Origin of the sequence: Tsukamurella ocularis (genome assembly GCF_965138335.1) — a bacterium.
GTDB classification, from domain to species: Bacteria; Actinomycetota; Actinomycetes; order Mycobacteriales; family Mycobacteriaceae; genus Tsukamurella; species Tsukamurella ocularis_A.
The window spans coordinates 1-11,930 of sequence record NZ_CBCSDV010000036.1 but is presented as its reverse complement, the minus strand read 5'-3'; the positions used below and the strand labels follow the sequence as shown (position 1 = coordinate 11,930).

Below are 11,930 nucleotides of genomic sequence, written 5' to 3'. Positions count from 1 at the left end.
GCGCCCGAGGTCCGTCAGCGGCGGCGAAGGCCCCGCTTGCAGGCGTTGAAGAAACGCCCCGCCACGTCCTCCGGGGCGATGGGCACGCGCCAGCCCTGCCACAGCGCGAGGAGGCGGAAGCCCGAGGCCAGCACGGCGCCGACGAGCAGCGCACGGGATTCCGTGGCGCCCCACGACGCGGCGAGCACCGTCGCGCCGGCGCCGGTGAGCGCGGGAATGGCGTAGAGGTCGCGCTCCTGGATGAGCAGCGGCACCTCGTTGACCAGGATGTCGCGCAGCACGCCGCCGCCGAGCGCGGTGGTGATGCCGATCAGCGCGGCGGCGAAGGGCGAGGCGTCGTGGTGCAGCGCCGTGAGCGCGCCGGTCGCGGAGAAGACGCCCATGCCGATCGCGTCGAGCACGAGCACCGAGTTCTTCAGCCGGCCGAACTGCGGATGGAACACGAAGACGAAGGCCGCCGCGATCGACGCGGTGGTGATGTTCTCCCACCCCTGGAACGAGGCGGGCGGGTGGATGCCCAACAACACGTCGCGCGCGACGCCGCCGCCCACCCCGGTGAGCGCGGCGAGGGTCCACACGCCGAACAGGTCGAGCCGCTTGCGGACACCGATGAGCGCACCGGACGCGGCGAAGACCGCGATCCCCGCATGGTTCAGCACGGCCAGCAGCACGAGGACCCCTTCGGATACACCTCAAGAGCGGGCCGGCACAGGGCCGACCCGCTCTCGGGGAAAGATCAGTGGAGCTTAGCGGCGGTCGAGATCGACCAGGCCCAGCTTCGCGGCGCGCACGAGGCGACGCGGAACCAGGTGGGTGCGGCCGCCGACCTGCACGGCCTGCAGCTCGGGGTTGTTCGCCTTCCACTGCGAGCGGCGAGCATGCGTGTTCGCCCGCGACATACGGCGCTTCGGTACAGCCATGATTCTTCCTATCGGTCTTGACGAAAAAAGCTCTCGACGCGAGCCCGAAGGGCTTCCAACGTCACAAGCACTGAAGTCTACCGGTTGGACACGCGCCCGCCAAAACGCGCGTACTTCTCCTGGAACTTCTGCACGCGCCCGGCGGTGTCGACGAGGCGCTGCTTGCCCGTCCACAGCGGGTGCGAGTCGCTGGTCACGTCGACCACGATCAGCGGATACGTCGCCCCGTCGACCTCGACGGTGCGCGCCGACGTCGCGGTGCTGCGGGTGACGAAGACCTTCCCCGTCGACGCGTCCTGGAACGCGACCGGGCGGTACTCGGGGTGGATTCCCTGCTTCATGCCATCTCCTCATCTGCTCTGTCCTCATGCCCCGGGGCCGGGGCGAGGTCCTCGCACGGGTCGGCGTGCATCGCGCCGAACGGGTCGTGCCACGCGGCCCACGCCGCGGGTCCGGCGGCCAGTTCCGCGGGGGTCAGCTCCGCCCACCGCAGGGTCTCGACGATCCGGTTCGGGTCGGCCCCGGCGGCGAGCACCACCAGGTCGGTCCGACGGTCCCCGTGCGCCTCGTCCCACGCCGCGGACGCCATCGCCCAGCGCTCGGGCGGCCCCTCTCCTCCGGCGGCGAGCCACGGCCCGGCCGCCCCGACGCGCAGCCCCGCCCCGGCGGACTCCAGCCAGAAGGCCTCGTCGGGCCGGGTGGCGAGCCAGATCCGGCCCCGCGCGTGGACGACGCCGTCGAGCAGCACGTCGATCGCCTCGTGGAAGCGGCCGGGGTGCAGCGGGCGGCGCGCGCTGAACTCGATCAGGCGGACGTCGCCGTCGGGGTCCAGCGGCGGGCAGCCGGGGAGCAGCGGACCGAAGGGTTCGACCGGCGGCCGCGGCGGCGCCAGGCGCGGGAGCAGGTCGCCGAGGGCCGCGCGCTCGCGGGCGATCGGGGCGCCGGGCGCGAGACGCCGGAGGACGGCGCGCAGCCGGGCCGGATCGGGGCTGTCGCCGGTCACCACCAGCAGGTCGGCGCTCTGCGCGTGCCCGACGGCCAGCTGGGCGACGGTGCGCTCGTCGTCGTCCGGGACCGGGAACCGCTCGCCGAGGTCCTCCTCGCCGAGGGCGTCGTCGAGCCAGGTCGCGCCGGCGACGAAGCCGATCGTGCCGGTCACCTCCACGTCGCGCGCGGCCGGCCCGGGGACCGCGCCGACCATCTCCACGACGACGTGCTCGATGGCGTGGCGCACGGCGTCGGCCTCGAGGATCGGATCCAGCCGCACGACGATGCGCCGGACACTCGCCCGGCGGTGCAGCGTGCGGAGCAGCGGCAGCAGGTCCTCGCGCAGCGTGCAGGAGACGCAGCCGTGCGCCAGCTCGAGGAGGGCGACGCGCTCCTCCGCGACGCCGTCGGGCCGCACGGTGGCCTCCGAGCGCACCACCAGCCCCTCGCGGAGGCCGGACAGATCGTGGTGCACGACGACGGTGCCGGGTTCGGCCAGCTCGAGCGCGCGCTCCTGCCCGCCGAAGCCGGTCAGGAGCAGGACCGGGGTTCTATTGGAAATGATTCCCATTTCTAGTACGTTACCTTATCGGCAATCATTCGCAAGAAGGGGAATCATGTCCGCACACTGCCAGGTCACGGGCCGGGCGCCCGGCTTCGGCAAGCGGGTCTCGCACTCTCATGTGCGCACGAACCGCCGCTGGAACCCGAACATCCAGCGCCGCCGCTACTACGTGCCCTCACTCGGCCGCACCGTCGTGCTCCGGGTGTCCACGAAGGGCATCAAGACCATCGACCGCCGCGGCATCGACGCCGTGGTCGCCGACATCCTGTCCCGAGGGGAGAAGCTGTAAATGGCCCGCAACGAGATCCGACCGATCATCAAGCTCAAGTCCACCGCCGGCACCGGCTACACGTACGTGACCAGGAAGAACCGGCGCAACGATCCCGACCGTATGGTGCTGCGCAAGTACGACCCCGTGGTCCGGCAGCACGTCGACTTCCGGGAGGAGCGCTGATGGCCACGAAGGCGAAGATCGCCGCCAACGAGCGGCGCAAGGCCCTGGTCGCGCGGCACGCCGAGCGTCGTGCCGAGCTCAAGCGGGTCATCGCGCACCCGTCGAGCTCGCCGGACGACCGCGCGGCCGCCGTGCGCGCGCTGGCGAAGCTGCCGCGCGACGGCTCGGCCACCCGCGTCCGCAACCGCGACGCCGCCGACGGCCGCCCGCGCGGGCACCTGCGCAAATTCGGGCTCTCGCGGGTGCGGGTGCGGCAGATGGCGCACGACGGCCAGCTACCCGGCGTCCGGAAGTCGAGCTGGTGATGGCGCAGAGACCCGCACGGAAGTCGGCCCGCACCCCCGCGGCGAAGCGCGGCCTCGTCCGCGTGCCCGAGGGCGCACTCGACTACAAGAACGTCACCTACCTGCGCACTTTCCTCAACGACCGCGGCAAACTGCGCTCCCGAGCGATGACCCGGCTCTCGCCGCAGGACCAGCGCGCGCTCGCGCTGGCGGTCAAGAACGCCCGCGAGATGGCGCTGCTCCCCTACTCCTCGAAGAAGTAGCGCCTCACGATGTGGGGTTCTGCGGCGGTCCACCTGCCCCTGCGCACACGTGTCGCCGCAGAACCCCGAATCGTGCGGACCAGCGCCGGTGCGGCCGGGCACCGGTGTGCACCGACGCGCGAACTCTCGGATTCTGTCCGGATCGGACAGCGCACCCGCCTCGGCAGCGCACCCGCTCGATAGCGGGCTTNTCNCGCGNCGTCCCCCNCGCGGCGTCGNCNTCCCCCACGCGGCGCCGCATCGCGGGCTGCGCACCGTCGGCCTGGCGGAATCCGCTGTCCGATCCGGACAGAATCCGAGAGTCGCGCGATCGCGCGGCACGCACCGCCCGGCGGCGGAGATACTTCGATCGCGTAACCTTCTGGCACGTGACTTCCGTGCTGGCAGGCTTCGCCGTGATCGCGATCATCGTCGCGGCGGGGTGGCTCCTCGGCCGGCTGGAGGTCCTGGGCGAGCAGCCCGAGAAGCAGCTGTCGCTGCTGGTCTTCTACCTGCTCACACCCGCTCTCCTGCTGCACGCCCTGGCGACCACGGACGTGACGGTGCTGTTCAGTTCGCGACTGTGGGTGAGCGCGGGGTCGGCGCTGGCGATCGCGGCGGTGTACTACGTCGTCGTTCGCGTCTTCTGGCGACGGACGATGGGCGACGCCACCATCGGCGCGCTCGCCTCGAGCTACGTGAACTCGTCGAACCTGGGCATCCCGATCGCGGTCTTCGTGCTCCACGACACGTCGTACGTCGCGCCGCTGCTGCTCTTCCAGATCCTCGTCTTCTCGACGATCGCGCTCACGATGCTCGACATCGCCGAGACCCGCGAACACACGGGACCGCAGCAGCCGCTGTGGCGCACCGTCGCCACTCCGCTGATGAACCCGATCGTGGTCGGCGCGCTGATCGGGCTCGCGATCTCGCTGACCCGCTGGCATCCCCCGGAGTGGCTGATGAGTCCGGTGAAGCTGCTCGGCGACGCCTCCGTGCCGATGGCGCTGATCGTCTTCGGCCTGTCCCTCGGCGGCGTCCGGGTGCTGCAGAAGGGCGAGGCGCCGCGACGCGACATCGCCCTGGCGACCGCGCTCAAGATGATCGCAATGCCGGTCCTGGCCTGGGCGATGGCGCGATTCCTGTTCGGACAATCGGGCCACGCCCTGATGGCGCAGACGGTGACCGCCGCCCTCCCGACGGCGCAGAACGTGCTGGTCTACGGCCTGCGCTACAACCGAGGCGTGATCCTTGCGAGGGATTCCGGACTTATCACAACGGCCCTCTCGGTACCGGCGATCATGTTGATCGCGGTCCTTCTCACCTGACGGATGTGACGGACGACCCGGTCACATTAGTCGTGTGACGCCCGTTTCGGCTTGGGTTCGCGAAACTACTCGTGGGTTAATGAACCCACGAGTAGTGCGCTGAACGGTGTGCTACGAACCGATCCCAGGAGAGACCCCATGGCTCAGACCGCCGCACAGCGCGCCGTCGACCTGTTCGTCTCTGCCGTCGAGGCCCGCGGGGGCAAGGCAGAGGTGACCACGAAGGGCAGCACCACCCTCGTCACCGTGACCGCAACCGACGGCCGAACCGAGACGCTCCGCGTCAAGGCCACCACCGGCGATGCGTGGCAGGCCCGCAAGAGCGAGGCCGTCGCCAAGGCGCCCGTCACCGCGTGGGCCCTCGTCGACCTGTCCGACGGTGCGCCGATCGCGCTCGCCCCGGCCGCCGACTACGCGGCGCACGTCGCGAAGCTCGCCGCCGCGTGGGAGGGCAAGAACCCCGGCAAGTCGCTGACCGTCAACACCAACCTCGCCGTGACCGCCGACGCCGTCGCCGCGTGGGAGGACGCCTGGGCCGTTCTCGGCCTCGACGACGCGAAGCCCGCCGCCGCGCCTGCCGCGAAGGCCGCCTCCACGAAGCCCGCCGCCACGAAGGCCGTCCCGGCCGCGAAGAAGGCCGCCCCGGCCAAGAAGGCGCCCGCGAAGAAGGCCCCTGCGAAGAAGGCCACGTCGGCCGCGAAGCCCGCCGCCGCCAAGGCCACCGCGTCGAAGGCCACCGCCGCCAAGCCCGCGGCTGCCAAGCCCGCCGCCGCCAAGCCGGCCGCCGCCAAGCCTGCGGCTGCCAAGCCGGCCGCCGCGAAGAAGGCACCGGTGAAGGCGTCGGAGGCCAAGATCACCCCCATCGCCGCGCAGAAGGACGCCGCCTCGAAGAGCAAGGCGCCCGCCTCGATCGATGCGAAGTCCTCGAAGCCCGCCGCCAAGGCCGACGCCAAGGCCGCCCCGAAGGCGAAGGCGGACGCGAAGGCACCGTCGAAGACCGTCGCGAAGGCCGAGGAGAAGGCGGCCCCGAAGAAGGGCCAGCCCTCGGGCATCGCGCTGCTGCTCAAGCGTCTCCCCGTGGTGGGTCGCCTGCTCTGACGCGGCGCGCCCGGCCCGGCGCTCCCCGTCGGGAGCACGAACGTCCCCAGGTTCTCGGACCTGGGGACGTTCGCGTTCCCGGCGCACATGCGGCCCCGCCGCGGAGCGCCCCACTTTTCGGAAGCGGGCCGCCGGGCGATTCGCCTAGAGTCGGGGGCATGTCCGACGAGTTGGAACCCATGCGCCGCGACGTCCTGAGAGCGTCCGACCACGACCGCAACCGCGTGGTGGAGATGCTCTCCGAGGCCCTGGGCCTGGGCCAGATCACCCTCCCCGAGTACGAGGACCGATCCCATCAAGCCGTGGCGGCGCGCACGTTCGCCGACCTGGACCGCCTCGTGGAGGATCTGCCCGCCGTACAGAACCTGCCGGCGACGGCCGCCCCCGCCTACCGCCCACCGTCGACGGCGCCCGCCGGCGTTCCGCGCATGGGCGAGACGAAGTGGGCCGTGATGTCGGAGACCAAGGTGCGGGGGCCGGTCGCCGTGGGACCCGAGCACACGGCGACCGCGTTCTGGGGCGGTGTCTCGCTGGACCTGCGCGAGGCGACGTTCCTCGTCGGCGACGTGACCCTGAACGCCTACGCCGTGATGGGCGGCGTGAAGATCATCCTGCCGCGCGGCGCGAACGTGCACGTCGAGGGCGTGGGCGTGATGGGCGCGTTCGAGTACAAGAACCCGCAGACGGGCGATCCCTCCGGGCCGCGGATCGTGGTGAAGGGCTTCGCCTTCTGGGGCGGGGTCGAGGTCATGCTCGCGTGAGCGGGCCGGCTCAGCGACGCTTGCGGTTGCCCAGGTAGTCGCTGACCACGGCGGCGCCGAGCCCGTCCAGGTCCGGCGAGACGAGCCTCCCGCCCACGCGGCGCACCACCGCGGTGAGGAACCGGGTGAGGCCGGGATCGTCGCCCAGCTGGAACACGGTGATCTGCGCGCCCTGCGCGGCAACGGCATCGAGGCCGCGCACCGTCATCGCCAGCGTCCGCGGGTGCGGCGGATAGTCGAAGAACGGCTCGCCGCTGCGCTCGAGGTGGGCGGTCGGCTCGCCGTCGGTGACCACGAGCAGCACCGGCTGCGCGTTCGGATGCGACCGGAAGTGCTGCTGCGCCAACGCGAGCGCGTGGTGCAGGTTGGTGCCCTGCTCGTAGACGCCGTCCAGGCCCGTCAGCTCGCCGACGCTGAGCGTGCGCGCGTACCGCCCGAAGCCGATGAGCGCCAGGTCGTCCCCGCGGAAGCGGGTCGAGATCAGTTGGTGCAGCGCGAGCGCCGTCCGCTTCATCGGCAGCCAGCGGCCCTCCATGACCATGGAGAAGCTGGTGTCCACCAGGAGCGCGACGGCCGCGCGGCTGCGTGCCTCGGTCTCGGTGACCTCGATGTCCTTCGCGTCCAACGTCACCGGGCCGGTCTCCCCCGAGGCCGCCTGCCGGAGGACGCCGTTGAGCACGGTGTGGGTGGCGTCCCAGGGCTCGGTGTCGCCGAACCGCCATTCCCGGCTCGCGCCGGTGGTCTCGCCGGTCGCACCGGCGCGGGCGGTGTTGCGCTCGCCGCCGCGCGAGGTCAGCCGGTCCGCGACGTCCCGCAGGATCGACTGCCCCAGCTGGCGGATCGCCTTGGGCGACAACCGGAGCACGCCATCGGGATCGCGGGAGAAGTACCCCTGATCCCGCAGCGCCTGCTCCAGCTCGGCGAGCGTCCGCGCATCCGCGACCGCCTCGTCACCGAGCTGGCGCTGCAGGGCATCGAGGTCGATGTCGTCGAGCGAGGCACCGTTGTGCTGCTGGCTCAGCTGCTCCGCGAGGGATTCCAGGTCGGCGATGTCCTGCATCGCCTGCGTCGCATCCCCCAACCCCATCCCGGAATCGCCCTCGAACTCCTGGCTGCCGTACCAGTCCTCGCCGGGCCGGGCGTCCATGAGCTTGCCCGTGAGATCGCTCAGCGACTGGGAGAGCTGCGGCGAGCCGAAGGCGGCCTGCGACAGCTCCTCCAACTCCGCGCGCTGCTCCGGCGTCAGGCTGTTGTAGAGCCGCTGCGCCGCCGCGGACCGCCGGGCCAGCGCGTCGATCAGCTCGTCGATGTTCCGCGGGTTCTCCGGGAAGTAGTCGCCGTGCTCGGCCATGAAGGCGTCGAAGTCGTCCTGCGTGGCCGTGCCGGCGTTGTGCTTGTCCAGCAGGGTGTTCAGGTCGTCGAGCATCTTCTGGATCGCCGCGCGGTCCTCGTCGGTCGCTCCCTCGAGGGCCTGCTTGATGCCGGCGAACTGCTGGTCCAGCAGCTCGCGGCCGAGCAGGTCGCGGATCTCCTCGTACTTCTGCGCCGCCTCCGGCGAGCGCCACGCGTAGTCGCCCAGCTCGCGGACGGCCTGCGCCGCCGACGGCGGCAGGTTCGAGATCCGCATCTCCTGGAACCGCGCGTCGTCGTCCAGCGCCCGCGCGAGCTCCTTGCGCTCCGCGAGCACGGCCTCGTCGAGCAGCTTCTGCACGTCCTCGAAGGTCTTGCCGAGGTTGTTGCGCTGCAACAGCTCCTGCCGCCGGCGGTTCGCCAGCTCGGCGAGCTTGTCGAGGCCGCGGCGGTTCTCGCCGCCGCGGCGCAGGTACTCCTGCAGCGCGCGGCGCGGGGAGACGCCGCTCATGACGTCGCGGCCGATCTCGTCGAGCGCGTCGCGCAGGTCCGTCGGCGGGGCCAGCGGATCGGGCCCGCCGGTGTAGCGGCGGTATCGGGCCAGATGCCCGCGCCGTCCGTGCCGGTCGCGCCCCGCGCGCGAGGACCTATCCGCCATAGACCGTCTGGCCCTCGTCGTCGGACTCCTTGCCGATCCGCCGCGCGAGGTACAGGCCCTCCAGCGCGAACTCGGCGGCCGCGGCTCGCTCCCCCGGCGACTCGGCCTCGAGCCGGCGGTAGACCTCGGCGAGCACGGGCACCTCGGGCAGGTTCTCCAGCAGCTCGGCGGCGGTCACGTCGTCGCCGGTGACGATGGGCCCGCCGGCCTCGATGGCCTCCACGAGCGGCCCCAGGTCGACGCCCAGCAGGTACTCGCTGATCGTCTCGGCCGTCGCGCGCCGCAGCAGGTGCACGAGCGTCGCGATCTCACGACCCTCCTCGCCGGCCTCGAACTCGACCTTGCCGCGCAGCACGTCGGGCACCGTCATCAGGTCGACGGGGCGCGCGACGGGCAGCTCCTCGCCGCCGACGGCCGCGCGGTGCAGGGCCGCCGCGGCGATGGTCTCCTGCGCCGCGATGGCGAACCGGGCGGAGACGCCGGACCGCTGGTCGACGGCGGGCGATTCGCGCAGCTCGCGGGTGAACCGGGCCAGCACCTCGGTGAGGTACTGCGGCACGGAGGCCACCACGTCGGCCTCCTGCTCGATGACCGCGACCTCGTCCTCGAGGTCCAGCGGGTAGTGCGTGCGGATCTCCGCGCCGAAGCGGTCCTTGAGCGGGGTGATGATGCGCCCGCGGTTCGTGTAGTCCTCGGGGTTCGCGCTGGCCAACAGCAGCACGTCGAGCGGCAGGCGCAGCGTGTAGCCGCGCACCTGGATGTCGCGCTCCTCCATCACGTTGAGCATCGCGACCTGGATCCGCTCGGCCAGGTCGGGCAGCTCGTTGACGGCGACGATGCCGCGGTGCGCCCGCGGGATGAGGCCGAAGTGGATGGTCTCGGGGTCGCCGAGGCTGCGCCCCTGCGCCACCTTGACGGGGTCGACGTCGCCGACCAGATCGCCGACGGAGGTGTCCGGCGTGGCCAGCTTCTCCGAGTAGCGCTCGTCGCGGTGCCTCCAGGCGACGGGCAGCTCGTCGCCGAGCTCGGCCGCGCGGCGGATCGAGGCGGGGGTGATCGGGTGGTACGGATGCTCGCCGAGCTCGGCACCGTCGATCACGGGGGTCCACTCGTCGAGCAGGCCGACGATGGTGCGGATCAGGCGGGTCTTGCCCTGCCCGCGCTCGCCGAGCAGGACCACGTCGTGGCCGGCGAGGAGCGCGCGTTCGAGCTGCGGGATGACGGTGTCGTCGAAGCCCTGGATGCCGTCCCAGGGATCGGTGTCGGCGCGCAGCGCGGCGAGCAGGTTGTTGCGGAGCTCGTCCTTGATCCCGCGGTAGACGTGGCCGGAGGCCTTGAGTTCGCCGAGCGTGGCCGGGAGCTCGGCGGGCAGGTCGGTGGGTACATCAGCGCGTGCGGTGCTCACGACGACAACGCTACGCCGATCGGCCGTACCCGCCCCAGCGAGTACGCCCGCAGCGAAACCGGGAATACTGGTGGGGCTACTTCTTCTTGCTTCCGGGGAGCACGCCGGCATCGATCACGGCCTTGCTGACCGGGCGCATCCGGTCGATGAGGCCCTCCGTGGCGTCGGCGAACGCCGCGCCGCTGACGGCGTCGGTGCCCGCCTCGATCTCGTCGTACAGGGCCATGCCCTCCGGGGTCAGACGGTGCGCTTCCGGCTCGCCCTCGACGAGGCCGCGCGCCGTGAGCCGGGCGACGGCCTCGCCCCACTGCTCGTCGCTCCAGCCGCGGGTGATGCGGAAGAACCGACGGCCCATGACCCGGCGGCGGACCGTCGGATCGGGGAGGTCGGCCTCGTGGAAGACGCCGGCCTCGAGGCCCGTGAGGCCGTGCCCGATGAGCTCGGCGAGGTGGTTGTCGCCGCGCCATTCGCGCAGGACGGAGACGTGACGCCAGAGCGCGAGGACCGGCGCGTCGGGGACGGGCGACGCGGCCCACGCGGACGCCAGCGCGCGTCCGCCCAGCGGCAGCCCGTCGACGACGGCGCCGAATCCCTGGGCGAGGGCCTCGATCTCGGCGGGGTCGATGCCGGCGAGGATCGTGCCGTACTGCTCCGCGAGCATGGCGTAGCGGCGGTCGTCGATCTCGGCGAGCCCCGCCTGCAGCGCCTGCGTCCACCCGTTCTCGATGACGGTGGGCGAGAAGTTGTAGAACGCCGCCGTCACCACCGAGGCGTGCGCCTCGCCCATCGGTGCGGCGCGGGCGCCGACGTAGAACGCGTGCTGGTCGATCCCGAGGTCGCTGCACGCGTCCCGGATGCCGGGGTTGAAGTAGGCGACGACGTGGAAGGGCTCGACGGTCTCGTAGGCGCGACGAGCGAGGGCGGCGGTCTCCGACATGCACTCACCCTGTCAGGGCGCGCGCCGGATGTCGACGGTGGGCTACGTGTAGAAGCCCTCGCGGAGGTTGATGCCGTGCTCGACCCAGGCCTTCATCGCGGCGAGCATGCCGGTCCAGCCCATGCAGTTGCCGAAGGCGCCCTTCGCGCCGGCCTCGGTGGCGGTCCACGCCGACTCGGTGATGGTGACCAGGGTGCGGGTGTCGTCGTCGATGGGGGCGAACTCGAACGTCGTGGTGGTGTGGCCGTCGCCGGCGACGGCGTTCTCCGCCTCCCAGCGGATCACGATCTTCGAGTGCGGATCCGCCTCGAGGACCTGCACGGGGAACGCGCCGGGGAAGTCGGCGAAGTCCCAGGTGACCTCGGTGTTCGGCTCCAGCCGGCCGCGGGCGCCGCCGGTGGTGAAGTAGTTGGACAGCTGCTTCGGATCGGCGACGGCCTCGTAGACCTGTGCGGTGGGGCGCGCCACGTAACCGGAGACGGTGAAGGTGAGTTCGTTGAGTTCGGACATGTGATAAAACTACAACATGTCTACGAGCGATCGCAAGGGCTCCGCCGAACCCGCCGGCGACGAGGATGCGGACGACGCCGTCTTCAAGGCCCTCGCCAACGCCACGCGCCGGCGGATGCTCGACGTGCTCAAGGAGTCGCCCCGCACCACCGGCGACCTGTGCGATCACTTCCCCGACCTCGACCGCACCACGGTGCTGCAGCACCTGCGCGTCCTCGAACGCGCGGAGCTGGTGATCGGGCGCAAGGTCGGCCGCGAGCGGCACCTCACGCTGGCGCCCGTCCCCATCAAGCGCATCCACGACCGCTGGATCGGCGAGTACGCCCGCGCCGCGGTCACGCTCCTCGACGACCTCACCCGCGACTNNGGCTCCGTGATCGACAGCGCGCGTCTGGGCTTCTCGCTGGAGCAGCGCAAGGCGTTCGCCGCGA

15 protein-coding genes and 1 pseudogene are annotated in these 11,930 nt (G+C 71.8%); 8 read left to right on the top strand and 8 right to left on the bottom strand.

The window, feature by feature from the left end; all coding sequences use genetic code 11:
• Positions 1-14 precede the first annotated feature (14 nt).
• The 4 genes from ACNAYW_RS21970 to mrf all read right to left on the bottom strand — a co-directional run bounded on the left by ACNAYW_RS21970 (position 15) and on the right by mrf (position 2,478).
• On the bottom strand, positions 15-671 hold the full coding sequence (locus ACNAYW_RS21970; RefSeq protein WP_415851757.1) for a trimeric intracellular cation channel family protein: 657 nt from the start codon (positions 669-671) through the stop codon (positions 15-17).
• Positions 672-746: 75 nt separating this feature from the next.
• Positions 747-920 carry a 50S ribosomal protein L32 gene (gene rpmF / locus ACNAYW_RS21965; protein WP_013127873.1) on the bottom strand — a complete coding sequence of 58 codons (174 nt, stop codon included), beginning with the start codon at positions 918-920 and terminating at the stop codon, positions 747-749.
• A gap of 77 nt (positions 921-997) precedes the next feature.
• Positions 998-1,261: a type B 50S ribosomal protein L31 gene (locus tag ACNAYW_RS21960; protein WP_415851756.1), complete on the bottom strand. Its 264-nt coding sequence runs from the start codon at positions 1,259-1,261 to the stop codon at positions 998-1,000.
• Positions 1,258-2,478, bottom strand: coding sequence for a ribosome hibernation factor-recruiting GTPase MRF (gene mrf / locus ACNAYW_RS21955; RefSeq protein ID WP_415851755.1), 1,221 nt, complete (start codon positions 2,476-2,478; stop codon positions 1,258-1,260). The genes ACNAYW_RS21960 and mrf overlap by 4 nt, the downstream gene beginning before the upstream one ends.
• A 46-nt stretch (positions 2,479-2,524) precedes the next feature.
• Between mrf and rpmB the strand changes: the two genes are divergently transcribed.
• The 7 genes from rpmB (at position 2,525) to ACNAYW_RS21920 (ending at position 6,639) form a co-directional block, all read left to right on the top strand.
• Positions 2,525-2,761 (top strand): 50S ribosomal protein L28, encoded by a 237-nt coding sequence (gene rpmB / locus ACNAYW_RS21950; RefSeq protein ID WP_068524227.1) that lies wholly within the window; start codon positions 2,525-2,527, stop codon positions 2,759-2,761.
• Positions 2,762-2,926 (top strand): 50S ribosomal protein L33, encoded by a 165-nt coding sequence (gene rpmG, locus ACNAYW_RS21945; RefSeq protein WP_013127877.1) that lies wholly within the window; start codon positions 2,762-2,764, stop codon positions 2,924-2,926.
• Positions 2,926-3,231 carry a 30S ribosomal protein S14 gene (gene rpsN, locus ACNAYW_RS21940; protein WP_415851754.1) on the top strand — a complete coding sequence of 102 codons (306 nt, stop codon included), beginning with the start codon at positions 2,926-2,928 and terminating at the stop codon, positions 3,229-3,231. The genes rpmG and rpsN overlap by 1 nt, the downstream gene beginning before the upstream one ends.
• Positions 3,231-3,473, top strand: a complete 243-nt coding sequence (gene rpsR, locus ACNAYW_RS21935; RefSeq protein ID WP_415851753.1) for a 30S ribosomal protein S18 — start codon at positions 3,231-3,233, stop codon at positions 3,471-3,473. Before rpsN ends, rpsR begins: the two co-directional genes overlap by 1 nt.
• Positions 3,474-3,841: 368 nt before the next feature.
• Positions 3,842-4,780, top strand: a complete 939-nt coding sequence (locus tag ACNAYW_RS21930; RefSeq protein WP_415851752.1) for an AEC family transporter — start codon at positions 3,842-3,844, stop codon at positions 4,778-4,780.
• A 138-nt stretch (positions 4,781-4,918) separates the two neighbouring features.
• Positions 4,919-5,878, top strand: a complete 960-nt coding sequence (locus ACNAYW_RS21925) for a hypothetical protein (protein WP_415851751.1) — start codon at positions 4,919-4,921, stop codon at positions 5,876-5,878.
• Positions 5,879-6,036: 158 nt separating this feature from the next.
• Positions 6,037-6,639, top strand: a complete 603-nt coding sequence (locus ACNAYW_RS21920; protein WP_415851750.1) for a DUF1707 SHOCT-like domain-containing protein — start codon at positions 6,037-6,039, stop codon at positions 6,637-6,639.
• A 10-nt stretch (positions 6,640-6,649) separates the two neighbouring features.
• Here ACNAYW_RS21920 and ACNAYW_RS21915 read toward each other — a convergent pair whose 3' ends face one another.
• From ACNAYW_RS21915 to ACNAYW_RS21900, 4 genes are all read right to left on the bottom strand, one after another.
• The gene (locus ACNAYW_RS21915) at positions 6,650-8,647 is read right to left on the bottom strand and encodes a VWA domain-containing protein (protein ID WP_415851749.1); all 1,998 of its coding nucleotides are present in this window, start codon (positions 8,645-8,647) and stop codon (positions 6,650-6,652) included.
• On the bottom strand, positions 8,637-10,052 hold the full coding sequence (locus ACNAYW_RS21910) for a sigma 54-interacting transcriptional regulator (protein WP_415851748.1): 1,416 nt from the start codon (positions 10,050-10,052) through the stop codon (positions 8,637-8,639). The genes ACNAYW_RS21915 and ACNAYW_RS21910 overlap by 11 nt, the downstream gene beginning before the upstream one ends.
• Before the next feature lie 76 nt (positions 10,053-10,128).
• Complete coding sequence (locus tag ACNAYW_RS21905; protein WP_415851747.1) at positions 10,129-10,989, bottom strand: SCO6745 family protein; 861 nt, start codon at positions 10,987-10,989, stop codon at positions 10,129-10,131.
• Positions 10,990-11,031: 42 nt separating this feature from the next.
• Entirely contained in the window at positions 11,032-11,499 is a 468-nt protein-coding gene (locus tag ACNAYW_RS21900) for an SRPBCC domain-containing protein (RefSeq protein WP_415851746.1), read from the bottom strand.
• A gap of 16 nt (positions 11,500-11,515) precedes the next feature.
• Between ACNAYW_RS21900 and ACNAYW_RS21895 the strand changes: the two are divergent.
• Positions 11,516-11,864, top strand: a pseudogene (locus tag ACNAYW_RS21895) (ArsR/SmtB family transcription factor); the annotation flags it as partial.
• Positions 11,865-11,930: the final 66 nt, after the last annotated feature.